This window comes from Amorphus sp. MBR-141 (assembly GCF_053628695.1).
In genome coordinates, this window is the sequence record NZ_JBRJGW010000010.1 from 110,273 (window position 1) to 134,037 (window position 23,765).

The 23,765-nt window shown below is 65.2% G+C and carries 23 protein-coding genes, 1 tRNA gene and 1 riboswitch; of the genes, 8 read left to right on the forward strand and 16 right to left on the reverse strand.

Going from position 1 to position 23,765, the window contains the following annotated elements; translation table 11 throughout:
• Positions 1–16 precede the first annotated feature (16 nt).
• The 7 genes from ACSSVZ_RS14965 to ACSSVZ_RS14995 all read right to left on the reverse strand — a co-directional run bounded on the left by ACSSVZ_RS14965 (position 17) and on the right by ACSSVZ_RS14995 (position 7,034).
• Positions 17–412 carry a hypothetical protein gene (locus ACSSVZ_RS14965; protein ID WP_453971257.1) on the reverse strand — a complete coding sequence of 132 codons (396 nt, stop codon included), beginning with the start codon at positions 410–412 and terminating at the stop codon, positions 17–19.
• Complete coding sequence (locus tag ACSSVZ_RS14970) at positions 328–693, reverse strand: hypothetical protein (protein WP_453971258.1); 366 nt, start codon at positions 691–693, stop codon at positions 328–330. Before ACSSVZ_RS14970 ends, ACSSVZ_RS14965 begins: the two co-directional genes overlap by 85 nt.
• A 171-nt stretch (positions 694–864) precedes the next feature.
• Positions 865–1,890 (reverse strand): glycine betaine/L-proline ABC transporter substrate-binding protein ProX, encoded by a 1,026-nt coding sequence (gene proX, locus ACSSVZ_RS14975; RefSeq protein WP_453971260.1) that lies wholly within the window; start codon positions 1,888–1,890, stop codon positions 865–867.
• Between the two features lie 107 nt (positions 1,891–1,997).
• Positions 1,998–3,206: a glycine betaine/L-proline ABC transporter permease ProW gene (gene proW, locus ACSSVZ_RS14980; RefSeq protein WP_453971262.1), complete on the reverse strand. Its 1,209-nt coding sequence runs from the start codon at positions 3,204–3,206 to the stop codon at positions 1,998–2,000.
• Entirely contained in the window at positions 3,199–4,404 is a 1,206-nt protein-coding gene (gene proV, locus ACSSVZ_RS14985; protein ID WP_453971264.1) for a glycine betaine/L-proline ABC transporter ATP-binding protein ProV, read from the reverse strand. The genes proW and proV overlap by 8 nt, the downstream gene beginning before the upstream one ends.
• A gap of 561 nt (positions 4,405–4,965) precedes the next feature.
• On the reverse strand, positions 4,966–6,414 hold the full coding sequence (locus ACSSVZ_RS14990) for an amidase family protein (RefSeq protein ID WP_453971266.1): 1,449 nt from the start codon (positions 6,412–6,414) through the stop codon (positions 4,966–4,968).
• Positions 6,309–7,034 carry a GntR family transcriptional regulator gene (locus ACSSVZ_RS14995; RefSeq protein WP_453971267.1) on the reverse strand — a complete coding sequence of 242 codons (726 nt, stop codon included), beginning with the start codon at positions 7,032–7,034 and terminating at the stop codon, positions 6,309–6,311. The genes ACSSVZ_RS14990 and ACSSVZ_RS14995 overlap by 106 nt, the downstream gene beginning before the upstream one ends.
• A gap of 84 nt (positions 7,035–7,118) precedes the next feature.
• On the opposite strand from ACSSVZ_RS14995, the gene ACSSVZ_RS15000 reads away from it, so the two are divergent.
• A complete protein-coding gene (locus tag ACSSVZ_RS15000) occupies positions 7,119–8,828 on the forward strand; it encodes a thiamine pyrophosphate-binding protein (RefSeq protein ID WP_453971269.1) in 1,710 nt (569 codons plus the stop codon).
• A gap of 5 nt (positions 8,829–8,833) precedes the next feature.
• On the opposite strand, the gene ACSSVZ_RS15005 is transcribed toward ACSSVZ_RS15000, so the two are convergent.
• The 8 genes from ACSSVZ_RS15005 to ACSSVZ_RS15040 all read right to left on the reverse strand — a co-directional run bounded on the left by ACSSVZ_RS15005 (position 8,834) and on the right by ACSSVZ_RS15040 (position 16,580).
• The gene (locus ACSSVZ_RS15005) at positions 8,834–9,622 is read right to left on the reverse strand and encodes an ABC transporter ATP-binding protein (protein WP_453971271.1); all 789 of its coding nucleotides are present in this window, start codon (positions 9,620–9,622) and stop codon (positions 8,834–8,836) included.
• Positions 9,619–10,455: an ABC transporter permease gene (locus ACSSVZ_RS15010; RefSeq protein WP_453971273.1), complete on the reverse strand. Its 837-nt coding sequence runs from the start codon at positions 10,453–10,455 to the stop codon at positions 9,619–9,621. The genes ACSSVZ_RS15005 and ACSSVZ_RS15010 overlap by 4 nt, the downstream gene beginning before the upstream one ends.
• On the reverse strand, positions 10,452–11,303 hold the full coding sequence (locus ACSSVZ_RS15015; protein WP_453971275.1) for an ABC transporter permease: 852 nt from the start codon (positions 11,301–11,303) through the stop codon (positions 10,452–10,454). Before ACSSVZ_RS15015 ends, ACSSVZ_RS15010 begins: the two co-directional genes overlap by 4 nt.
• Complete coding sequence (locus ACSSVZ_RS15020; protein ID WP_453971277.1) at positions 11,300–12,253, reverse strand: ABC transporter substrate-binding protein; 954 nt, start codon at positions 12,251–12,253, stop codon at positions 11,300–11,302. Before ACSSVZ_RS15020 ends, ACSSVZ_RS15015 begins: the two co-directional genes overlap by 4 nt.
• Positions 12,254–12,284: 31 nt before the next feature.
• Positions 12,285–13,607 (reverse strand): amidase, encoded by a 1,323-nt coding sequence (locus tag ACSSVZ_RS15025; RefSeq protein WP_453971279.1) that lies wholly within the window; start codon positions 13,605–13,607, stop codon positions 12,285–12,287.
• A 344-nt stretch (positions 13,608–13,951) separates the two neighbouring features.
• A complete protein-coding gene (locus ACSSVZ_RS15030; RefSeq protein WP_453971280.1) occupies positions 13,952–15,190 on the reverse strand; it encodes an FAD-dependent monooxygenase in 1,239 nt (412 codons plus the stop codon).
• Positions 15,191–15,214: 24 nt separating this feature from the next.
• Complete coding sequence (locus tag ACSSVZ_RS15035) at positions 15,215–15,640, reverse strand: VOC family protein (protein ID WP_453971281.1); 426 nt, start codon at positions 15,638–15,640, stop codon at positions 15,215–15,217.
• Between the two features lie 19 nt (positions 15,641–15,659).
• Entirely contained in the window at positions 15,660–16,580 is a 921-nt protein-coding gene (locus ACSSVZ_RS15040) for an alpha/beta hydrolase (protein WP_453971283.1), read from the reverse strand.
• Between the two features lie 385 nt (positions 16,581–16,965).
• On the opposite strand from ACSSVZ_RS15040, the gene putP reads away from it, so the two are divergent.
• The 6 genes from putP to ACSSVZ_RS15070 all read left to right on the forward strand — a co-directional run bounded on the left by putP (position 16,966) and on the right by ACSSVZ_RS15070 (position 22,757).
• Complete coding sequence (putP, locus tag ACSSVZ_RS15045) at positions 16,966–18,462, forward strand: sodium/proline symporter PutP (protein WP_453971285.1); 1,497 nt, start codon at positions 16,966–16,968, stop codon at positions 18,460–18,462.
• A gap of 323 nt (positions 18,463–18,785) precedes the next feature.
• Positions 18,786–19,751 (forward strand): phosphate/phosphite/phosphonate ABC transporter substrate-binding protein, encoded by a 966-nt coding sequence (phnD, locus tag ACSSVZ_RS15050; protein ID WP_453971287.1) that lies wholly within the window; start codon positions 18,786–18,788, stop codon positions 19,749–19,751.
• Between the two features lie 62 nt (positions 19,752–19,813).
• Positions 19,814–20,665 carry a phosphonate ABC transporter ATP-binding protein gene (gene phnC / locus ACSSVZ_RS15055; protein WP_453971289.1) on the forward strand — a complete coding sequence of 284 codons (852 nt, stop codon included), beginning with the start codon at positions 19,814–19,816 and terminating at the stop codon, positions 20,663–20,665.
• A gap of 17 nt (positions 20,666–20,682) precedes the next feature.
• Positions 20,683–21,477, forward strand: coding sequence for a phosphonate ABC transporter, permease protein PhnE (gene phnE / locus ACSSVZ_RS15060; RefSeq protein WP_453971412.1), 795 nt, complete (start codon positions 20,683–20,685; stop codon positions 21,475–21,477).
• Positions 21,477–22,292 (forward strand): phosphonate ABC transporter, permease protein PhnE, encoded by an 816-nt coding sequence (phnE, locus tag ACSSVZ_RS15065; protein WP_453971291.1) that lies wholly within the window; start codon positions 21,477–21,479, stop codon positions 22,290–22,292. The genes phnE (ACSSVZ_RS15060) and phnE (ACSSVZ_RS15065) overlap by 1 nt, the downstream gene beginning before the upstream one ends.
• A 219-nt stretch (positions 22,293–22,511) precedes the next feature.
• Positions 22,512–22,757, forward strand: a complete 246-nt coding sequence (locus tag ACSSVZ_RS15070; RefSeq protein WP_453971293.1) for a hypothetical protein — start codon at positions 22,512–22,514, stop codon at positions 22,755–22,757.
• Positions 22,758–22,815: 58 nt separating this feature from the next.
• Here the strand turns inward: ACSSVZ_RS15070 and ACSSVZ_RS15075 are convergent.
• A tRNA-Asn gene (locus tag ACSSVZ_RS15075) sits at positions 22,816–22,890 on the reverse strand.
• A 194-nt stretch (positions 22,891–23,084) separates the two neighbouring features.
• On the opposite strand from ACSSVZ_RS15075, the gene ACSSVZ_RS15080 reads away from it, so the two are divergent.
• Positions 23,085–23,363, forward strand: coding sequence for a hypothetical protein (locus ACSSVZ_RS15080; protein ID WP_453971295.1), 279 nt, complete (start codon positions 23,085–23,087; stop codon positions 23,361–23,363).
• 110 nt (positions 23,364–23,473) lie between these two features.
• Positions 23,474–23,709: riboswitch (cobalamin riboswitch) on the forward strand.
• Positions 23,710–23,765 lie beyond the last annotated feature (56 nt).

The following is a 23,765-nucleotide window of genomic DNA, read 5'->3' on the forward strand; positions in this document are numbered from 1 at the left end:
TCGTTGGCGTCACCCGTCAGTGGCTCGCCCGTTCTGCATTGGCTCGGCTGCCGATCATGAAGAGGGCGAGCATCGTGCACGCAATCGCGGCGGCGAACGGCAAGCCGTGTCGGGAAACATGCATCGCGACATCGCCAATCGCCGGCCCGAGCAGCGCTCCAATTCCCCAAGGCCACCGACAGGAACGCATAAAGGCCCAGCTGCGGGAAGCGTAGAGGGGCAGCGACGTCACGGAGGCGCCAACGGGCAGACGGCGGAGCCGGATGGCCATCGTCAGCAGCGAGGCGCCGGAAAACAGCAGCAACAGCGCGAGAAAGAATGGAACGGTCAGCCGGTGGGGGAGCGGGTGCCCGGCATGAATGAGAGCGCCGGTGCAGACTTCCAGGCGCCGATCACCACCGCCTGCGGCCATCGTGGACTGCGAACGAGCAAGGCGGATCCGGACCGCAGGATGCCGTCGGCGATGAAGGCTGCCCCGAACAGGAACGCGCTGCCGATGTTGTTGTCCCACGGGATGTCAGCGACCAGAAAACCCGCGACCAGAAACGTCAACCCGCGGAGAACGCTCGCGAACGCGCCGCGGATGCCGAGCAGACATCCGGCGGCGAGTTCCACGAAACCTTGAATGGCCAGCAGCACGCCCAAGGTGTCGATCAGGACGCTCATCTTGCCGTCGCTGAGGTCCGCGAGCATGAGCCCGCCCACCAACAGCCACAGAAGGCCGGCGACCGCGAGCAATCGCCACTTGGGCCTCAGGGCCCGCGCTCCAAGCAGCAAAAAGGCAAGTCTGATCAGCCAAACGTCTTATATTCGTGGAGAAAGCCGGCCCTGGAGGGCCGGCTTTCCCAAGTTTGGAACTGTATCTTACTGAGCTTCGGCTCGGGCCTGCTTGAGCCAGTCGTTCCAGGTATCCTGGTGGCCCTTGATCCATGCGTCGGCGTGCCGCTCGATGTCGGCTTCGCTGTCCTCGCCTTGCTGCATCAGCAGGTTCTGCGCGCTGATATCGTTCGAGGAGAGCTTCATGATTGAGAACAGCTTCGCCGCGGCAGGATTCTCTTCCGCCCAGTCGGCGTTCGCAATGATGCGCTGGTCGTTCGCCTGGAAGCCGTAGTTGGACCCGTCGGGCAGTTCCGTGTCGACTTCGGCGCGTTCCCCGGGGAGCGAGGAATACGGAACGTTCAGCCACGAGACGTCCTTGCCGGGAACCAGAACGCCCGAAACCCAGTAGGGCGTCCACGTGTAGTAGAGGATCGGCTCACCCTGTTCGTACCGGGTGATCGTGTCGGCGATGATGGCCGAATACGAACCCTGGTTGTGCGTGACCGTGTCGCGCAAGCCGAATTCGTCCAGCTGGTGCTCGATCACCTTCTCGCACCCCCAGCCCGGCGTGCAGCCGGCCAGGTCGGCCTTGCCGTCGCCGTTGTTGTCGAAGAGCTTGGCGATCTCCGGATCCTTGAGCTGGCCCAGATTGGTGATGTTGTGCGCGTCGGCCGTCTTCTTGTCGATCAGGTAGCCCTGCAGCGCGCCGGGGGAGTAGACGCCTTCGCGATAGATCTTCTCGTCGCCGCCGGCTTCCTCGAAGAAGTCGATGTGCAGCGGGTCCCAATGGTCGGCCAGGAAGGTCCCGTCGCCGTTGGCGATGGCCACGTGCGCGGCGGCGTATTCCAGCTCCTTGATGTCCTCGACGTCGTAGCCGAGCTCCTCGAGCGCCTTCATGACGAGCAGCGTCTGGAACGTCTCCTCGGCAATGGAGGATTTGAGCGGAACGACCGAGACGCCTTCGCCCGGCTGGGTGTCCTGGGCGGCTGCGCCGCCGGCGGCGAGAATGGCGGCCATGCCGGCCGTTGCGGCCAGGCCGCGAAGCGTCGTCTTGCGGATCGGCTTCGTCATGTCGATCTCCTTTCTGGTGGATGGTGAAGAGGGCGCTGGTTGGCGCCCTCGCAGTTGGGCGGGTGCCTGGCGCCCGCTTGGCAGGCGTCGCACCCGCTGAAGCGGGATCATGCCTTTCCAGGCGCGTCCGCTGTCTCCGATCGCCGGCCGCGACCCTTGATCGCGCGCTTGGCGAGGCCGATGGGGCCGGTGTCGTGCCAGGCGATGTTGCTGCGGTCGCGCTTCGACACGCCCAACGCCTGGGTCATGCGGTCGATGATGATCGCCAGGATGACGATGCCGATGCCTCCGACGGTCGCCAGGCCCATATCGAGCCGACCGATGCCGCGCAGCACCATCTGTCCGAGGCCGCCCACGGCGATCATCGAGGCAATGACGACCATCGAGAGGGCCAGCATCAGCGTCTGGTTGAGGCCGGCCATGATGGTAGGCATCGCGATCGGCAGCTGCACCTTGTAGAGAAGCTGGCGGTTCGAGGCGCCGAAAGCGCGCGCCGCCTCGATCAGATCGACGGGAACCTGTCGAATGCCGAGATTGGTGAGCCGTACGATGGGCGCGAGCGCGAAGATGATCGTGACGACCACGCCCGGCACGTTGCCGATCCCGAAGAGCATGACGATCGGAACGAGATAGACGAAGGCAGGTGTCGTCTGCATGGCATCGAGAATGGGACGGACCGTGCTGGCGACGCGGTCGTTCCGGGCCAGCCAGATTCCGAGCGGCAGGCCGATCAGCGTACAGAAGAACACCGCCGTGATCACCAGCGACAGGGTGATCATCGCCTCCTCCCAAGCGCCGATCAGGCCGACGAAGATCATCGACAAGGTCGCCCCGATGCCGAGGCGCGGACCCGCCGTCTGCCAGGCGAGCAGGCCGATGATGACCAGCATCACGAGGGCGGGCGTCCCCAGGAGCGTCGCGTCGACCCCCGACAGCACGCCGTCGATCGGCCAGCGGATGGCCTGAAACACCGGCCGCAAATGGGCCACGACCCAGTCGAGGAGATGTTCGACCCAGCTCTCCAGCGGGATCACGGCGTGATCGAACGGATGGAGGATGTCGAAATGCTGCTGCTGCGCCGGTGCGGCCTGGGTGAGCCAGTCGGGCGTCGCCGCATCGGGTCCGGAGGCCGGCGCCCCCGCATCGCTGCCACCCCACGGGTTGGAATCCGCGCCGGTCGCAGCGTCCCCCGCAGACGTCCCCCCGGCTCCAGCCGGTGCGGTGTCGGTGTCGCCTCCCGAAGCCCAGGGGTTGGAGGACTCCTGTGCGACGACGATCGTGTCGTTTTCGGCGGGTTGTACGGCCCGGTCAGCCATGCTCGGCATCCTCCTGGTTCAGAGCTTCCAGGAGAAGTGCGCGCGACACGACCCCGAGATAGCGGCCCTGATCGTCCACCACGGGGAGCCCGCACGGTGCCTGGGCGACGGTACCGATGATGGTGCCGATCTTCGTGCCGGCCTCCAGCGGGACGACGTCGGGAAGGAAGGCGTTTTGCAGTCGCGGCTCGTTGCGCTTCAGCTCTGCCTCGAGCGAGGCCACCGAGACGACACCGTGGAAGTGCTGTTTCTTGTCCACGACGTATGCGAAATCGCGGTCGGCATCGGCAATCCGCTGCAGGACGCTGCGCAGGTTGCCTTCGCGCTCGACCACGGTCACCTGCCGTTTGCGCGCCACATCCCGGGCGGTCAGTACGCTGCTGACGTTCACGCCCCGGAAAAACGATTTCACGTAGTCATTTGCGGGATTGTTCAGGATCTCGTCAGGCGTGCCGACCTGCACGACCTCGCCGCCCTCCATGATGGCGATCCGGTCGCCGATACGCATCGCCTCGTCGAGGTCGTGGGAGATGAAGACGACAGTGCGCTGATGCTCCGCCTGGAGCGTGAGGAGCTCGTCCTGCATTTCCGTGCGGATCAGCGGATCCAATGCGGAAAACGCCTCGTCCATGAGCAGGATCGTCGGGTCGTTGGCGAGCGCTCGGGCAAGGCCGACGCGCTGCTGCATGCCGCCGGACAGCTCGTTGGGATAGCTTTGCCCGTTGGCGGAAAGCCCCACCTGATCGAGGGCGGCCATGGCCCGTTCCTCTCTCTGCGCCAGCGGCACGCCCGACAGCTCCAGGCCGAAGGCGGCGTTCTGCAGGACGGTCAGGTGCGGCAGCAGCGCGAAGGACTGGAACACCATCGCGATGTGTTTGCGACGGAACTCCTGGAGTTCGGCTTCCGACATGGCGGCAATGTCGCTGCCGTTGGCGATGATCTGACCGGCGGAAGGGGTGATCAGGCGGTTGAGCATCCGCACCAGCGTGGACTTGCCCGAGCCGGACAACCCCATGACCACAAAGATTTCACCTTCGCGTACGGAGAAGCTGGCATTGCAAACGCCAACCACCATTCCGGTATCTCGAAATATATCGTCTTTATTTATTCCTTTTTCGCAAAGGCGTATTGCTTGATCCGGATGATCCCCAAAGACTTTGTATAGATTCTTGACGACGAGTGCCTCGTTGTCGCTCAATGAACATTCCTCGCAGAGGGTGATATGCGCGAAAGCCGCGATCGCTTCCGCAAAACATGACCACGATGCCCCGCATGTCAACCGCGATCGGCGCGAAAACCTTATCCGCCGTCTCAATTCCGGTTTGGGACGTGGATAATCTGGAGCCGAATGGCGCTCAGGGCGGTTGGCGGAACCCGGCCGCGAGATGGTCCCTGTCCACGCCGCCACCCGCCCGGCGCGTCAGCGGCTCCTGGCGCGGTCAGCCTTCATCCGGTTCGAAGCGGAGAGGGGCGACGGGACGGACAGGATGGCCCGGACGGCCGCATCTGGCCGCAGGTTTGCTGGGGTGTGTTCCCGGCTGGACAGTTGTCTCCAGCCGGGCAGGCGGCGACGCGATCGTCCATGGTGTGATCTGAAAATAGTGGCCTGTGAACGCCTCGGAAAAAATTAGCCTGGTCGAATAAATATCGTGCAATTAGCAAGTTCGATGCTCTCGATCTGCTGGAACATGGTCATCTATTGCAAGACTGAGAAATTGCCCTGAAGAGTTACATCGCCTTCTTGCCGAAAAGCGCTCTGCTATTGATGATATGAAACAAGGTGCTGCGCGATCGAGAAAAGTTCGGCGTCGCGGTGTTCGAAGCCCATAAGCTGGACGCCGAGCGGCAGGCCGTCGACCGACAGCAGCGGGAGGTTGACCGTCGGTGCCCCAACCGCGGAGGAGGCGTCGTTGTACCAGGGCGTGCCGACCTCGGGATCGCCCTTCTGCCCGGGGCCGATGTGGGCGAGCGTGACGAAGCCGTCCACCTCTCCGCGAAGCGCGCGGTGCAGGGCGCGCAACGCGTCGCGCCGTTCGAGTGCCGCGCGATAGTCGTCCAGCGTCAGGGAGGCGGCGCCATCGAAATGGCGATGCATGACATGGCTGAACTGGTCCGGATGCGCCTGGCGCACCGCTAGCCAGGGCCAGCGAATTTCCCAGAAGAGATCGAAGAAGAACTCCTGCACCCCGGCCGTCGCCGTCTCGTAGGCCGCAAGCCCAGGTGCTGCCTCCGGTTCCAGGATTTCGATGCCGGCGTCGCGAAGGCGCGATAGCCAGTCCTCGAAGGCCGCCTTGGACCGGTCGTCGGTCTTGTCCCAGCCGATGGTGTATTGCCGGGCCAGCCGCGTCGGACGCTTAGGCTCGGGAAGCGGGCCAGGCTGGAAGGGTCGGTGGCCGGGATCGCCGCCGACGCCACGGGCGATGGTGGAGGCGCTTTCCCAGATGTCGCGAAACGTGCCGCCAAGGAGACCGAGATGGTTCAGCCCCGGAGAGGGGTCGATGCCGCCCTGGGCGTCGAGGGCTCCGAAGGTTGGCTTGTAGGCCGGAATGCCGCAGATCGAAGCTGGCCTGATCACCGAGCCGCGCACCTGGCTTCCGGACGCAAGCGGCAGCATCCCGGCAGCCACCGCAGCAGCGGAGCCCGAGGAAGAGCCGCCCGGCGTATGATCGGTGTTCCAGGGATTGCGGGTCGGTCCGGGCAGCGCCATCGTGAATTCGGTCGTGACGGTTTTGCCGAGAACGAACGCGCCTGCCTGGCGCAGGGCCGAAACATGGGCGGCGTCGAAGGCGGCGGGTCCCCGATCGGCAAGGGCGGGGCTGTTCACGCGGGTCGGAAGGCCCGCGACGTCGAAGCAGTCCTTCACCGCGAACGGCAACCCATCGAGCTCGGACCGTGGCCGGCCGAGGCGCCAGCGCTCCGCCGCGGCATCGGCTGCCGCCCGCGCGGCGGCCAGATCGAAGGAGACGAAGGCCTTGATCGTGCTTTCGCGCGCCTCCAGCGTCGCGATGCATTCTTCGAGGAAGTCTCTAGGACCGTACCCGGGAGAAAAGCGCGCGCGGGCAGTGGCAAAGCTCTGGAAGCGTGCCGTCGAGGGTCGGTAGCTCATGCGGGAGCGTCCGGATCGGTGACGAGGATGCCGGCAGACGCGCCGGGACGCAGCATCTGGCTGCAGGCGACCGGGGCTCCTCCAATCCGGTTCACCCACCACAGCGAGAGGAGTGGGGCGCCTGGCGGCGTCTTGAGCATCATCGCGAAGCGGGGCTCGGCCAGGATCGCTTCCGCCCAGACCGCACCGCGCTCGACGGGCTGCCCGACGAGTTCGGCAAGACGGGCCTCGAAATCCTCCGCTTCAGCGAGGTCCTTGAGATGGCCTGCAAGGCGGGGGTGCAGGTAGCGCTTGATCGCGACGGGGCGGTGCCCGCCGGCCGACGTACGGATGAAGAATGGACAATCCCGGCGGGTCGGGTGGTCCAGCATCTCGCGCACGACCGGTGGCGTGGGCGCGTTTCCGGTTCTGAGCAATCGTCGCGCGTACGATGCCATGTCGAGCGCCTCCGGCACCGACATGCGTGGGCGAAGCTTCGCTCCGGATGGCCGGTTGCGAACAAAGGTTCCTCGGCCCGGCTGCCGCACGATCAGATCGTCCTGTTCGAGGGCTTCAAGGGCTTGGCGGATCGTCCCTCGGCTCACCTTGTGGGCTGCCTGGAGGGCTGCTTCCGACGGCATCCGCATGCCGGAGGCAAAGACGCCATCGGCGATCTGATCCCTCAGAACGGCCTCCACGCGTCGGTAGAGATTCAACGTCTCGCGCGCGGGCGACCTGGCCATCAACTCGTCCCCTCAGGTGATATAATTGTATCGAATTATAGATGTTTAAACTACCGTATTGAAAGAGAGTCTTTCTAGGGAGCGTTGAAATTGACCGCGTCTGATCCGCCCGCCTACGGCAGCGATGTCATCGCCGACCTTCTCGAAGCCCTCGGGGTGCCGCATCTGGCGATCAATCCGGGTGCGAGCTTCCGCGGATTGCACGACAGCCTGGTCAATCGGACGGCTCCTGCGGCTCCAGATCTCGTCCTGACCCTGCACGAGGCGCAGGCGGTCGCCATCGCCCACGGCTACGCCAAGGTGACAGGCAGGCCGATGGGCGTCGTGCTCCACGCCAATGTCGGGCTGATGAATGCGGTGATGGCGATCTACGATGCCTGGGCCGACCGGGTGCCGATGCTCATTCTGGGAGCAACTGGTGCGGTCGATGCGGCCCGGCGCCGGCCGTGGATCGACTGGATCCACACCAGCTGCGATCAAGCCGCAATGATCCGGCCCTTCGTGAAGTGGGATGACCAGCCCGCCTCGCTCGGTGCCGCCGAGGAAGCGCTGCTCCGCGGTTGGGCGATGACGCGGACCGCGCCGTCCGGACCGGTCTATATCTGTCTCGACACCAGCCTGCAGGAAGATCCGATCGCGGTGGCGCCAGCCCGGCCGGACATGGCCAGGTATGCGCCTCCGGCCGAAGCGATCCCGCAACCTGCGGACCTGGCCCGGGTGAAGGATCTGCTCTCCGGGGCCGAGCGCCCCTTGCTCCTGGTCGGACGGCATGAGCGGACCGAAGAGGCTTGGGCCGATCGGATCGCGCTTGCGGAAGCCACCGGTGCCGCGGTGCTTTGCGATCAGAAGTGTGGTGTCGGCTTCCCAAGCGATCATCCGGCCTTCATCGCCGCCCCCGCCCAATACCCCGATGCCCGCACCGCGAAGCTTCTGGGCGAGGCCGATCTGGTGGTCTCGCTCGACTGGCCGGATCTGAAAGGGCTGGTTGCCTTGCGGCGTGATCGCGGTGAGGGGCTCGCGATCGTTATCGTCTCGCCCGACGAGCGACTGCACAATGGCTGGTCGTTCGATCATTTTCCCTTTCCTGAGGCGGATCTGCGCCTGCCGGTCCGACCCGAGGTGTTCACACGCGCGCTGCTGCCGCTTCTCGACAGTTCCGCCGCCGCAGCATGGACCGTTCAGGCGACGGAACGTCCCCATATCCCGGACACCGGCCCCATCACCCTGCCAGCGCTGGCCGCCGCGTTTGACCGGGTGCGTGGAGACCAACCCGTCTGCCTGACGCGGCTTACCTTCGGCCTCCCCGACGGGCAGGTGCGCTTCACTCATCCCCTCGATTGCATCGGCTATGATGGCGGCGGCGGCATCGGCTCGACCCCGGGCATCACGGTGGGTGCTGCACTTGCCCTCAAAGGAACCCGACGGCTGCCGGTCGCCATCCTCGGTGACGGCGATCTCGCGATGGGAAGCCAGGCGCTCTGGACGGCAGCCGCGCAAAAGCTGCCGGCTCTCTTCATCGTCAACAACAACCGCGCCTTCTACAACGATGTGGAGCATCAGGAGGCCGTCGCCCGCCGGCGCAATCGGCCGGTGGAGAACAAGACGATCGGTATGGCGCTGGAGGACCCGCCCCTGGATCTCGCGGCGATCGCCAGGGGCCATGGCTGCCGGGCGTTCGGCCCGGTCAGCCGCATCGAGGAGCTGGATGACGTCCTCGCCGAAGCGTTTGCCGCCGCACAGGTGGGGCCGGTCCTCCTTGACGTCGAGGTGCTGCCTCCCGCGCCGCGCGCCTGACCGCCTCAGGCTGCCCGCGTCGCGGCCGGGCGGCGGATCAGGGTCGCGACTTCCGAGCGGATGTGAACGAAGTCCTCGCGCTCCTTGGTCTCGATCTGGTCGCGCGGGAGAGGAAGCGGAACGGGAATGTTGGCAATTACCCGGCTTGGCGACTTCGACAGCACGATCACCCGGTCGGCCAGATAGACCGCCTCGTCGATATCGTGGGTGACGATGAGCGTCGTGATCCCGAATTTCTGATGCACGTCGAGCACCAGATCCTCGAGGTCGGCGCGGGTCTGAGCGTCGACCGAAGCGAAGGGCTCATCCATCAGCATCAGCTTGGGCCGGTAGGCGATCGCGCGAGCGATCGCAACCCGCTGCTGCATGCCGCCGGAGAGCTGCCAAGGGTACCGGTCGGCCGCGCCGGTCAGGCTCACCGCTTCAAGGCTCTCGTCGACCCGCGCCTTGCGGGTGGCGGCGTCGATCGGCTGATATTCGAGGGGCAGCTCGATGTTCTCGCGCACCTTGAGCCAGGGCTGCAGCGAGCGGCTGTACTCCTGGAACACCATGGCGAGACCATCCGGGACGTCGGTCACCTGCCGGCCTTCCAGGGCGACCGAACCGGAGGTTGCCTTGAGCAGGCCGGCGAGGATCTTCAGGAGCGTGGTCTTGCCGCAGCCGGACGGTCCGACGATCGAGACGAACTCGCCGGCGGCGACCTCGAAGCTCTGCTCGGCGATGGCCGTCGCACCGGGGGCGTAGGAATGGTGGAGCTTCTCCACCTTGAGGACGGGGGGCTGGTCGCGGGTCATTTCTGAAGCCTCCGGGCTGCCCGGTGCCAGTAGAGCACGCGGTTCTCGACGAGCGAGAACAGGCCGTTCAGGGAAATGCCCAGAAGCGCGATGAGGATCACGTTCGCCCACATCGCGGGCAGCTGGAACGTGTTCTGGGCGTTGATGATGGCATGGCCGATGCCGCTGGAGCTGGCGACCAGTTCGCTGACGACCATCAGAATGATGGCGATCGCGAGCGAGACGCGCATGCCGGCGAAGATGTGCGGCATGGTCGCTGGCAGGACGATGCGGGTCAGCCGAGCGTGCGGCGGCAGGCGAAACACCCGGGCCATGTCAGTCTGGGCCGGGTCGAGAGTGCGGATGCCCTCGATGCTGTTCAGGAGCACGGGCCAGATCGATCCCATGACGATCAGGGTGATGCGCATGGTGGAATCGGTGCCGAGCAGGATGAGGAAGACCGGAATCAGCGCCGGGCTCGGCAGCGCGCGCAGGAACTCCAGCACCGGCTGGGCAGCCTCGGCAAGCCGGCGGGAGCCGCCGATGGCGAGCCCGATCGTCACGCCGAGAACCACCGCGATTGCCCAGCCGGCGAGGAGCCGGCCGAGGCTCGGCAGCACGTCGCGGAAGACAGCATCGGTCAGGAACAGGTGCGCGGGATCGCCACTGAACCACAGCTTGCCGGCCGTCTGCAGGATGAGGAGCGGTGTCGGGAAGAAGAACGAGCCGGCCCACACGGTGGCGATCTGCCAGAGGATCAGAAGGGCGGCGATCCCGCTGTAGCGTCGCAACGATACCAGTTGCCGCGGGACCAAAGGTCGGGGCGCCTTGGGTGAGGTGTCGATGGCGCTCATGGGCTCACCTCGCGCCGGCTCCAGCCGAACCACCGCCGGTCGAGGGCGGCGAGGGCGGCGTTGGCGATCACGCCCAGAACGCCGGCATAGGCTGCACCGGCAAGCACCGAATCCATGTTTCCTCCGCTGGAGGACACGCGAAAGATGTACGCGCCGATGCCGGCGCTGGTCGCGGCGAGCAGTTCCGCGCTGACCAGCACGACGAGACCGATCGAAGTCGAGATCTTAAGGCCGGTGAAGATCATCGGGGCGGCCTGGGGCAGGATGATGCGCCTCAGCACCGCGCCGCGCGGCAGACCAAAGCAGCGCGCGGTATCTTTGGCGACCGGATCGGCGCCGTGCACGCCGTAGATCGTGTTGATCAGGATCGGCCACAGCGCGGCGTAGCTGACCAGAAGAAGCTTCATGGCAACCCCCTGGCCGATGACCAGGATCGCGAGCGGGATGATGCATACCGACGGGATCGGCCGAAGCAGATTGACGAGCGGCAGCCCGATCTCGTGGGCCGTCGGCGACAGCCCGAGCCACAGCCCGCACGCCACGCCAAGCGCGAGCGCGATGGCGACGCCCATCGCCCAGGCGGCCAGGGTGGCGCCCACGTCGGCGAGGAATATCGGATCGACGGCGAGCTGGGCAAATCGAACGGCGATGCCGGTGGCGTGAGGGAGGTACTGCTCGGGCACTCCGGCAAAGCGGGTGAAGACCTCGAACAGGAGGAACAGGACCGCACCGCCCAGAAGCCCGAGACCGACCTTCCGGACCTGCGACGGAAGCCGCAGGCCCGGGAGGGGCCGCCCGGCGCCGGACGCTCGCCGGGCGGCGGCGGTGGAGCCGGGCAGATCGATCATTGCGCGGGAACCTTCACCGGACCGTCGAGCACGTCGAGCCGGTCCATAAGGTCGGCCACGATCGCCAGGTCGCCGATGCCCTGGCCCACGGGATAGGCGGGCAGCACCGCGGTCTTCGCCGTTTCGGGATCGACCCGGGTGTAGACCGAGAGGACCGCGCGGGCCCGGTCGGGATTGTTATGGGCGATCTCCAGGCCCTTCGTCAGGGCCCGCTGTACGGCGGCGAAGGTGTTCGGGTTCTGCTCGCGGAAGCGTGTGGTGGTCGAGTAGCCGACGATCGGCATGTCCTCATAGGGCCCGCTGAACAGGTCCACGACCTCGCGCAGATCGTTCTTGGTCATGGCCGGCGTGCGCAGCGGCTCCGGCAGGCAGGCGGCGTCAATGCCGCCCGTCATCAGCGTGGAGACCAGTTCGGGCACGCCGAGCGCAACGTATTCGATCGACGAATAGTCCTTGTCCTGTTCGCGCAGCATGTCGTTGAGCGTCAGGTCGCAGGCGCCATTGGTCGACAGGACACCGACCTTCTTGCCCATCATGTCGTCCAGCGACTGGATGGGCGAATCGCCCTTCACCGCGATGCTGGTGTAGCCGGGCGTGCCGCGGTCGAGTTCGCTGGCGGCGGTCAGCGGCAGCCCGCGGTTGTAGGCGGTGAGAAAGGCGAACCAGGTGACACCGGCGAAGTCGTAGGTGCCGCCGAGCACGCCGTTCAGCGAAGCCGGTGCCGTCGTCACCTGATACTCGACGTCCAGCCCCTCGTCCTTGAACAGGCCGTCCTCGATGGCGATCACGACCGGCACGTAGTCCATGGTCGGCAGAATAGCGACGTTAAGTTTGGTCTTCTCCAGATCCTGCGCCGCTGCGGGCATGGCGGCAGCGACGGCGAGGGAGGCGGCGAGAAGCGCCCCGATGGGGCGCAAGCCCCTGGCTTGACGGTGAGTGCGATGGTTCATGGCAGGTCCCCTGTTGGTTTTTCTGGTGTGTTTATTGGTCTGAGAGCACGGCCTCGGCCCAGCGGGCGCAGGCGAGCAAGCGGGCATCGTCCCAGTGGCGGCCGACGAGTTGCACGCCGAGCGGAAGACCCTGCGGTCCCGTCCCCGCAGGCAGCGTCACGGCGGGCAGCCGCAGCACTGACCACAGCCGGTTGAAGATCGTGTCCCCGGTGTTCTCCAGCCCGCGTGGTGCCTCTCCGGGGGCGCTGTAGGTGAGAATTGCGTCGGCCGTGCCAAACAGCTCCGCCACCCTGGCCCGGGCTGCTGCGACCTGACCCGAGGCCGCCTTGAAGGTATCCGGCGCAATGCTCCAGCCGGTCTCGATGTAGCGCTGCAGCAGCGGGCTGATGGCTTCGCGATGGGTTTGCCACTCCCAGACCATCGAGCGGGCCATCTCGTAGCAGAGGAGCGTGATCTGGGCGTCGCAGGCCGCCTCCAGCAGCGGATCCGTCGGGAACTCGACAATCTCGGCGCCAGCCGCGGCGAACTGTTTCGCCGCCTGGTCAAGCGCGGCAACCGCGGGGGGCTCCGCCTTGTCCGGCGAGGGGCCTCGAAACAGTGCCAGACGCGGCGGCGTGGTTAGGCGCTCTTGCCAAGTCGGTGCTTCGACGGTCGCGATCAGTGCCGCAACGCGGGCTGCGTCCTCCACGTACCGGGCCATGACGCCAATATGGTCGAAGTCCGCCACCTGGGACTTCATGCCGGCGGTCGCGATACGGCCCCAGCTCGGCTTGAAGCCGACGATTCCACAATAGGCTGCCGGACGGATGAGAGAGCCCATGGTCTGGCTCCCTAGGGCGACGGGGACCATGCCCGCGGCAACGGCCGCCGCCGATCCGCTGGAGGATCCGCCGGGCGTGTGGTCAGGATTGTGCGGGTTGCGGGTCGGGCCGGGATAGGGTGCCGCGAACTCGGTCAGTGCCGTCTTTCCGACGATCTGCGCACCGGCCGCACGCAGGAGCGCCACGCAAGCCGCATCCGCCCTCGGTCGATAGCCTGAGTAGATTGGCGAGCCGTACGCGGTCGGCATGTCGCAGGTGTCGATGGAATCCTTGATGCCGATCGGCAGGCCTGCGAGCACTCCACGCCCGCGTGACTTCTGCTGCCGCTCGGCACCCGCACGCACCAAGTGGGGATCGAGATGGGCCCAGGCCTTGATCCGATCGTCCTGAGCAGCGATCCGTTCGAGCACGGTCTCCGCTATGGCCGAGCAGGAGGTCCGCCCGTCGTGCACCGCGTCGATCAGTTCGGTGATCGGACGATCTAGCAGAACCGAAACGTCGCTTGAGGAAATCGTGCTGGCTGTGTCCTGCATGGGGCGGCGCCGTTACAAGGCCTCATCGGAGCGGGCTGATGATTTTGTCAGCCCGCGGGCTTCAAGGTGCATACTCATAACTATATGATTTTAATCGAATTTTGTGATCAAATGTTATGAGTTCTGCATATATTTTGAGCTCGGTGTTTCCATCCTGTTCGGTGGCGGGACGACGGTGTTCGAGCGCCGCATGCGGGTGGGAATCCGGTTCCTGATTTTGATTAACCCGCCTTGGAGCCTTTCCCGATCAGTTGGAGCCACCCAAGCGGTTAGAGGTGGTTGCAGGGAGAATGCCTTGAGTAAGTCCTCTTCGTTCAGCCCGCTTCGAGCTGAACGAAGAGGCTTCAGGAAGCCACCTTGCTCAGTTGTTCGGGCGAATAGCCGGCCAGACGTGAATAGGCCTGCACGATCTCGGCCCGCTCGGCGTGCGGAATGTCGGATGGGGCAATGCCTTCCGCCGCCACGCGGGCCTCCACGAGGTCGATCACCCGCTCGGGTCCACCCTGCCGGTTTGTCAGGACAACCTGGTAGACCTTCTCCCGACGCTCGGCATCGTAGGCGGCCAGCGCGCCGATCGGATCGGTCTCCTCCGCCATGATACCCGCGAGCGCCTTGGCATCCAGGATCGCCTGGGCGGCGCCGTTGCCACCGAACGGATACATCGGGTGTGCGGCATCGCCGAGAAGCGTGACCCGGCCGAAGCTCCAGCGCGGAAGCGGGTCGCGGTCCGACATCGGAAACTCGAAAATCTCGGTGGTTGCGGCTGCGAGCGCGTGCACGTCGAGATCGGGCAGGGCGAAAGGCTCCAGCGCCTTCAGGCACTTTTCCCGGTCGGCCTTGCCTTGCCAGTCCTGGGCGGGTGGCAGGGCGGTGCCGTCGTCTGCATTGCGGTGGACCATCACCCAGTTGGTCCTGAAGGTGCCCGGGGTCTCGCCCCTGGCGATCGGGAACAGGACCAGCCGCGTGTCGATCGAGCCGGCGATGACGAATGTCTTGCCGCCTCCAAAGGCGGGCCAGTTGGCGGTGCCACGCCACATCACCCGGCCGCTCCAGCGCGGCAGGCCTTCGTTGGGATAGAGCATGCGACGGAGCGCGGAGTGGATGCCGTCGGCGCCGATCAGCACGTCGCCGGTGACGGTGAATTCAGACCCACCGGAGGCGCGAAAGGTGGCGATGACACCACTCTCCGTTTCCTCGTAGCGGACGAATTCGCGATCGGTCGTGACGCTCCCCGGTTTGCGCGCTTCCAGCGCCCGGTAAAGCACCGCCTGAAGCCGGCCGCGATGCACGGAGATCTGCGGGACCGGTAGCCCGGCCTGGCGGCCGCGCGGCTCGTCCCAGGCCGTCAGCCCCGAGATGGTACGATAGTAGAGATGCTCCGGGCTGATACCTTCAGCCTCGATGGCGTCGAGGAGGCCGAGCTCCGCGAAGGTGGCGACGGCCTGTGGCATCAGGTTGATGCCGACCCCGAGCTCCTGGATCGTCGGCGCGCGCTCGTAGACCGCACAGTCCAGACCGTGCTTGTGGAGGTAGAGTGCCGCGGTAAGCCCGCCGATGCCGGCACCGACGATGATCGCTTTCATGATCGGTTTCCCGTCCTGTCCTGCTCAGTCGTGGTCATCGGGCATGGTCCGGCTGTCGGTGCCGAGCCAGCCGTGATGCGAGATGTCGAAGACGATGCCGTCCGGATCCTTGAACTTCCGCTCGAAATTGCCTTTTCGCGCGTCGCCAAGGTCGAAGTAGAACGTGCCGCCGAACTCCTCGATCTTCGTGCGCATGGCATCGATGTCGTCGACCTGGACGCCGAAATGATCTGTCCCGGCACTACCGACCGCACCCTCCGTTGCCGCGCCGGCCTGGCCGAAATACTGGATCAGCGCGAGGTTGATGACACCGTCGCTGAGATAAACGGCCTTGCCGATCGGGATCTCTTCCTGACCGACGCGGTCGAGTCCGAAGATTTCCTGGTAGAACGCCGCGGACTTGTCGAGATCGTGCACCCGGAGGGCGATGTGGCGAAGGCGGGGACGCATTGGCAGTGTCTCCTGTCGGTCAGTTTCCGTGAGCCGGCAGCGCGGTCCCGGCGCCGCCTGGAAGGCCGGCGGAGAGAGGTGCCGGGATGGCGGCGGCGAGAATGTCATGGACATGCCGGCCGATCTCCGACGACGGATCGGCGAGGTCGTCAAGGATCTCGAAGTGATTGCGGTTCGCGATCCGGTGGCAGCCGGCGAGCTTGCCGGCCCTTTCGAGCGCGGCAGCGAAGGCGAGCGGCTGGCGACGGAACTCCGGCGTCTCGTGTCCGCCGTAAAAGAGATGCAGCGGCAGCCCGAAGTCCGCGATGCGATGGATCGGGCTCAGCCGGACCATCTCCTCCGCGCTCAGGTCGATGTAGTTCCGTCGGGCGCTCAGCATCACCGGTTCCAGATCGTAAGAGCCGGAGATGCAGAGTACGGCCTGGATGACCTTGTCCGGAACCAGTTTTTCGAGCCTGCTTTCGGCCACCAGTAGCGCAGCCAGATGTGCGCCCGAAGAATGTCCTGAAATCACGATACCGGTGGCGTCACCTTCGACGATCAGCCGCTGATGGGTCCAGGTGAGCGCGCGCTTCAGCTGCTCCAGCAGCACCGGCATGCGTACGCCCGGTAGCTTGGAAAATTCCGGCAGAACCAGTGTCACGCCGACGGCCGCCATCGAGGGCGCGAGAAAGACGCTGTCTTCTTTCGCCTGGCCTCGCCAGGCGCCGCCGTGGATATGAAAATGCACCAGCGTGCCGGCCGCGGGGAAGACATCGATCCGCTCGTCGGGATGGGCGCCATAGCAGTGCTCGGCGTATCCAGGGTGCGCGGTTCGGACGTCAGTAGCGGCTTCCGACCAGCGACGCAGGATCGTGTCCATGTTCGCTGCCCATTCTTTCTGGGTATAGGCGAGATCGAGCTCCGCCTGCGTGTATCCCGGGTAAATCTCGTCTGACAAGACACCGCTTCTTCAATTTGCATCAAAATCGCTTAGTAACTGCCTTGAGTAAACACCAAGCCGCCCGTTTGAAGCCATTGCACAATGAGGCTTCTGTTATGACATTATGTAATATGGTTGAGCGGTCGGCAGGCTCTTGATCCATTGCCAAACGCCGACCGGGGTCGAACCCGGCATCACTCTCGAAGGCTCTCCCGCCTGCCGATTGGTTGGTGCGCGCCAAGGAGCGCAGCGCAGTGCCGGATATGGCTGCGGATCGATCCGGATCGTGGACTCAATGCGGACTTCGTCTCTTCGCGAGAACGCGGATTGCGGATCGGCTACACGTTTGGCAGGTTTGCCTGAGTTCAATCAGCCGCAGCGCGAACTGGCCGGGGAGCCTTCAATGCATATCGGGACCTGGGTCAGTCTGCTGCTGTATTTCGCGTTGATGCTGGCGATTGGCTTCTACGCTTGGCGCAAGTCCACCTCGAATTCTGAAGAGTACATGCTCGGCGGGCGTCAATTGAGCCCGGCCGTAGCTGCGCTGTCGGCGGGAGCCTCCGACATGAGCGGTTGGCTGCTCATGGGATTGCCTGGCGCGCTCTATGCGAGCGGTCTGGTCGAAGCGTGGATCGGCATCGGCCTCACCGTCGGCGCCTTCTTGAACTGGGTCATTGTCGCGCCGCGATTGCGCGAGCAGACCGAGCGCTACGACAACGCCCTCACGATTCCGGAGTTTCTCTCCAACCGTTTTCCCAGTCGCGCGCTGGCGCTGCGCACCGTATCCGCGGTCATCATCGTCGTGTTCTTCGCCGTCTACACGGGCTCGGGTCTCGTTGCCGGTGGCAAACTGTTCGAGACGGCCTTCGGCCAGCTGATCGACATGGGGCCACAAGACTACACGGTTGGCGTTTGGCTGACGCTGCTGGTCGTCCTGACTTACACCGTGGTGGGAGGTTTCCTGGCGGTGAGCCTCACCGATTTCGTTCAAGGTTGCATCATGATGGTCGCCCTCGTGCTGATGCCGATTGTCGTCATGAGCGGCGAGGGCGGTTTTGGCGAGACCGTCAGTGTGTTGCGCTCGGTCGATCCGAATTTCCTGTCGCTGACCAGCGGCCTGACGATCGTCGGCTTCCTCTCCGCCGTGACCTGGGGGCTCGGCTACTTCGGCCAACCGCACATCATCGTCCGCTTCATGGCGGTGCGCAGCGTCGAAGCGGTTCCGGTCGCCCGCAACATCGGGATGAGCTGGATGGTCGTCTCACTGCTCGGCGCCATTGGTGTCGGTGTCTTCGGCCGGGCCTATGTGGTCAGCCACGACATGACGATCGCGGATCCCGAGACGATTTTCATCGTGCTGGCGAACCTGCTGTTCCATCCGCTGATCACGGGCTTTCTGCTGGCCGCGCTGTTGGCGGCGATCATGAGCACGATCTCGAGCCAGCTGCTGGTGGCGTCGTCTTCGCTGACGGAGGATTTCTATCGCCTGTTCCTGCGCCGTAACGCAGGGGAAGGGGAGATCGTCAATGTCGGTCGGGTCTGCGTGCTGTTGGTGGGGATTGTGGCGGCAATCATTGCCCGCGATCCAGATTCCAAGGTTCTCGGCCTTGTGGCCAATGCCTGGGCTGGGTTCGGTGCAGCGTTCGGACCCCTGATCATCCTGTCGCTCACCTGGAAGCGGATGACGGGAGCGGGCGCTGTCGCGGGCCTGGTCGTCGGTGCCGTCACGGTCATCGTCTGGATCGCGCTTGGCTGGAACGACAACTTCTTCGGGGGACCCGGCGTCTACGAGATCATCCCGGGCTTCATTGCCGCCTTCATCGCGATCTACCTGATCAGCATGGCCACGGTGCCTTCCGGCGAGTTCCGTCCGCTGGAGGGCGGAACCACAAGCTCGTAGCGCTGGGTGTTTAGTCCCACGGTGTGATGGCGCTAGGAAAGGCGCCGGCCGGTCTGCGGGCGCTGAGCGATCCGGGACCGAAAGGTCCCCTTGCAAGAACCGCGCAGTCGAAGCGTGAGGTGTCCGCATTCGGATCAGACCCGGGCCGCCAAAGCTGCGCTTGTCGGGATTCTTCGACTTCTAGGATCCTGGAGAAGCATCGAAAATGGCGAGCCGGCGTGTCGCATGAGCGTCACAAAACTGAGATCGATCTTTCATACCACTGTCTCGCCGTCGTGGTGTGAAGGCGTCTCTCGGAACCAGCTTCAAGGGGAGTATCCAGAATGCACCGAGCCATCCGACACGGTCTAGTTTCCACGGCCGTTGCGGCGGCCATCTTCGCCGCCCCTGCTGCACATGCCGAGTTCAAGCTCGACGGGCGCTATTCGGACACGGACGGCGATCTCATCGCCGACATTCCGACCGACGAAAGCCAACTCGTCGACCCGGATACGTTGATCTTCGCCTATACGCCGGTGGAAGATCCTGCCGTCTATGCAAACGTCTGGGCCGGATTTCTTGAGCATATGGAAGAGGTGACGGGCAAGAAGGTCCAGTTCTTCCCTGTGCAGTCCAATGCCGCCCAGCTGGAGGCGATGCGGGCCGGGCGTCTGCACGTCGCCGGCTTCAATACCGGTTCCAATCCGATCGCCGTGGCGTGCGCCGGCTTCCGCCCCTTCGCGATGATGGCCGCCGCCGACGACAGCTTCGGCTACGAGATGGAAATCATCACCTATCCGGGCTCCGGGATCGACGATGTGGAGGACATCAAGGGCAAGCAGATGGCCTTCACCCAGGAGACGTCGAACTCCGGCTTCAAGGCGCCCTCCGCGCTTCTGAAGAGCGAGTTCGGAATGGAGGCCGGCGTCGATTTCGAACCTGTCTTCTCGGGTTCTCACGACACCTCGATCATCGGCGTGGCGAACAAGGACTATCCCGCCGCGGCCATCGCCAATTCAGTAAAGGCGCGCATGATCGATCGCGACGTTGTCAACGCCGATCAGCTCAAGGTGGTTTATACCTCGCAGACCTTTCCGACGACCGGCTACGGTGTCGTCTACAATCTGAAGCCGGAGCTGCAGGATAAGATCAAGGAAGCGTTCTTCTCCTACCCGTGGGAAGGCTCGGCATTGGCCGAGGAGTTCTCCAAGTCTGGCGAGTCCAAGTTCATCGAGATCACCTTCAAGGATGACTGGAGCGTGATCCGCCAGATCGATGAGGCCAACGGCGTCTCCTACGAGTGCCAGTGAGACATCCTGGGCGGGGGCGGACACTGCCCCCCGCCCAGGATCTCTGAAGGAAAATATGCCCGATGCTTCGCGTCGAAGGCCTGGAGAAGCAGTACCGAACGGGCGACCGCGCTCTGCGGGGGGTGACCTTCACGGTTCCGGCGGGCGAGGTCGTCGGTCTCATCGGCCCGTCCGGTGCTGGCAAGTCGACGTTGATCCGCTGCGTGAATCGCCTCGTCGAGCCGACGGGCGGACGCATTTTCCTCAACGATACGGAAGTCAGCGCTCTGTCGCGCTCCGGGCTTCGCCGTGCCCGACGGCGGATCGGCATGATCTTCCAGGAATATGCGCTGGTGGAACGGTTGACGGTGATGGAGAACGTGCTCTCCGGCCGGCTCGGCTATGTTCCGTTCTGGCGCTCCTTCACACGGCGTTTTCCGCAGGCTGACATCGACAAGGCGTTCGGGCTGCTCGAACGGGTCGGCCTGGGCGATCATGTCGACAAGCGCGCCGATGCTCTCTCCGGCGGGCAGCGCCAGCGGGTCGGTATCGCACGCGCCCTGGAGCAGGATCCCGAGATCCTTCTCGTCGACGAACCGACAGCCAGCCTCGATCCCAAGACCTCCCGACAGATCATGCGGCTCATCTGCGAGATTTGCGAGGAGCGGAATCTTCCCGCCGTCATCAACATCCACGACGTCGTCCTCGCGCGCCAGTTCGCGCAACGCATTGTCGGGTTGCGCGCCGGTGAAGTGGTGTTCGACGGACCGCCCGCCGAACTCGACAACGCGGCACTGACGTCAATCTACGGCGACGAAGACTGGACCGCCATGCAGCGGCAGGCCGAAGAGGACGCGAAGGAAGACGCGCTCGATCGCGTTCTGGACACCGCACCGGAAGAAAAGGCAGAGGAACGCATGGCGGGCCTGGCGTGAGCGCCCCCGCCGCGCCGATGGCCGGGCGCCGCTGGCGACGCCCGCCCCTTCTCATACAAGCTCGCCACTGGCGCATCATCGTCTATGGCGGACTGCTCCTGTACCTGGCACTCGGTGTAGGTTCGCTCGAGGTCAACTGGCAGCGCATCTACGAAGGCACGGAACGGGGCTGGCGCTTCATCCAGGGCTTCCTGACGCCGGACTTCACCCGGCGGTGGGGGGATATCGTCCAGGGCTTCGAGGAGAGCCTGACGATGACCGTCACCTCCACCGTGGTCGGCGTTTTGATCTCGATCCCGATCGGCATTGGTGCGGCGCGCAACCTGTCGCCGCTTCCCGTGTACTACATCTGCCGCGGCATCATTGCCGTCTCCCGCGCCTTCCAGGAGATCATCGTCGCAATCATCTTCGTCGCGATGTTCGGCTTTGGTCCTTTCGCCGGCTTTCTCACGCTCAGCTTCGCTACGATCGGTTTCCTGGCGAAGCTTCTCGCCGAGGATATCGAGGACATCGACGAGGCGCAGGCCGAGGCCGTGCGGGCGACCGGCGCGAGCTGGTTCCAGCTGATCAACTATGCGATCCAGCCGCAGGTCATGCCGCGGCTTATCGGCCTGTCGCTCTATCGCCTCGACATCAATTTCCGGGAATCCGCCGTGATCGGAATCGTCGGCGCGGGCGGCATCGGTGCGACGCTCAACACCTCGATGGAACGCTACGCCTACGACACCGCCGCAGCCATCATGATTCTGATCATCCTCGTCGTGATGCTCGCCGAATACGCGTCCAGCCACGTACGCAAGTGGGTCCAGTGATGTCGTTGGCTACCCCCCCTGCCGGCCGGGAATGGCATCGGCGGACATCGACCCAGCAGCTCATCCTGTGGACGGGATGGCTCGTCCTCGTGGCACTCTTCGTCTTCTGCTGGCAGGTGATGACGGAGCACACGATCTGGGCCTTCGTCTGGGACGCGCCGCGCCAGGCGGCCGACCTCCTGTCGCGGATGGCCGACCCGCGCTTCGGCTATGTCCAGGAACTCTGGTGGCCGCTCTGGGAGACGATCAACATTGCCACGCTCGGCACGCTGCTGGCGGTCGTGTTCGCGGTGCCGCTGGCGTTCCTGGCGGCCCGCAACACGACGCCCAGCGCCACGCTGGTGCGACCCGTCGCGCTTCTCATCATTGTCTCCTCCCGCTCGATCAACTCGATCATCTGGGGGCTGCTGCTCGTCGCCATCATCGGGCCGGGGCAGGTCGCCGGAATCATGGCGATCATGCTCCGCTCGCTCGGCTTCATCGGGAAGCTCCTCTACGAAGCGATTGAGGAGATCGATGCTTCCCAGGTCGAGGCGGTCGAGGCGACGGGCGCATCACGCATCCAGGTGATGGACTACGCGATCGTCCCGCAGATCCTGCCCGCCTTCGCCGGCATTACCGTCTTCCGCTGGGACATCAACATTCGCGAGGCCACCGTCCTCGGCCTGGTCGGGGCGGGAGGGCTGGGTCTGAAGCTCCAGTCCTCGCTCAACATGCTCGCGTGGAACCAGGTGACCGTCATTTTCGCCTTGATCCTCCTGACCGTCGTCGTCTCGGAGTGGGTCTCCGCGAAAGTCCGGCAGGCCATTATCTGACGCGCAGAAACGCCCCGACCAGTCTCGCAGGTCCCCATCCGCCGAATGGCAAACAGCCGTTGGCGTCGAACGTCTCGTCGAGCCAGTCGAGGACACGTGCGTTCGGCAGCGAGCGGTTCTGCATCCCGCAATGTCCGTCTGCACCGTCAGCGCCGGTGAAGCGCATCAGGGTCTTGTCGCAGGTGAGCGCGGCCCTGAAGGCGCTGCGAGGAGGCGGGGGTGCCCGGGCGCGCTCATGGCCTGCGAAAGGCGGCGGCGCGGCTTGCGGCGCTGGGCTGCCCGGACCGCGAGATCATGGCGGTGACCGGTCACACGACGACGAAGGAGATCGATCGATACACGCGATCGGCGCGTCAGCGGGTCCTGGCGCAGTCGGCCTTCAACCGGCTCGAAGCGGAGCATGACCACCCGCAAGACGGCTCGGCGGAGACGGCCGCATCGGGCCGCACGTTTGAAAGGGTGTGAACCCGTCCGGGCCGCACTCCTTGCAGGGCATTGATTTTAAATGGGAAATTGGAAGAAGTGGCTCCCCGGGCCGGATTCGAACCAGCGACCGATCGGTTAACAGCCGATTGCTCTACCACTGAGCTACCGAGGAACAGGGCCACGTCTTTCTTTCGGAGGCTCGCTATATCAAGCCTTCCCGGCGTTGCCAAGCCCGCCCATCTCTATGTTGGCGCGCTGGCTGTGGATGCAAGGCCGTGGCGGCGGGTCGAACGGCCGGTTTGCCGCCGGTTGGGCCGGCGCGCGGCACGGACGCGCATGCCGGGGTCTGGTGAGGATGGAACGTCGATGACGCATGTCAGGCTCGGGCGCAGACGCCTCCCCCTGCCGCGCTCGCGGCCGGTGCGGATGGGCGCCGGCGTGGCGCTGATTCTCGGCGGCGTGCTGGGGTTCCTGCCGATTCTCGGCTTCTGGATGCTGCCGCTCGGCGTCATCGTGCTGTCCGTCGACAGCCCCGCCATGCGGCGGCTGCGGCGTCGCAGCGAGGTCTGGTGGGGGCGCAAGGGGCCGCTCGCCGGCAAGGCGCGCCCCGGGCCCGCAGACGACCGCGCCGGCCCGCCCGCCTGAGGCGGAGGGCCTGGTCCGTCCGGTCGGGGGCGCGCCGGATGCCTCGAAATCGCCGGCACCGACCGATGGTGCGGGCCCGGCCGATCGGCGCACCCCGATTGCATGGCCGCCTCATTTCTTGCATGGTCGGCGGGTGCTTCGGTGAGCGGACGGCCTGTCCGTCGGCTCTTCGGGAATGCGGTGAGCGGCGCCTGTCGGGCGCGCGAGGCCGCAGCTGCCCCCGCAACTGTAAGCGGCGAGCCCTTTCTCCCCGGCGGTCCCGACCGCCAGCCACTGGGAAACCGGGAAGGCGGAGGAGGGGTCGTGACCCGCGAGCCAGGAGACCGGCCGAGCGCGCACGACTTCATCCCGGGCCGTCGGGTGGACGGCTCATGGAGGCTCGCTATGTCTGATCCGGCGCTG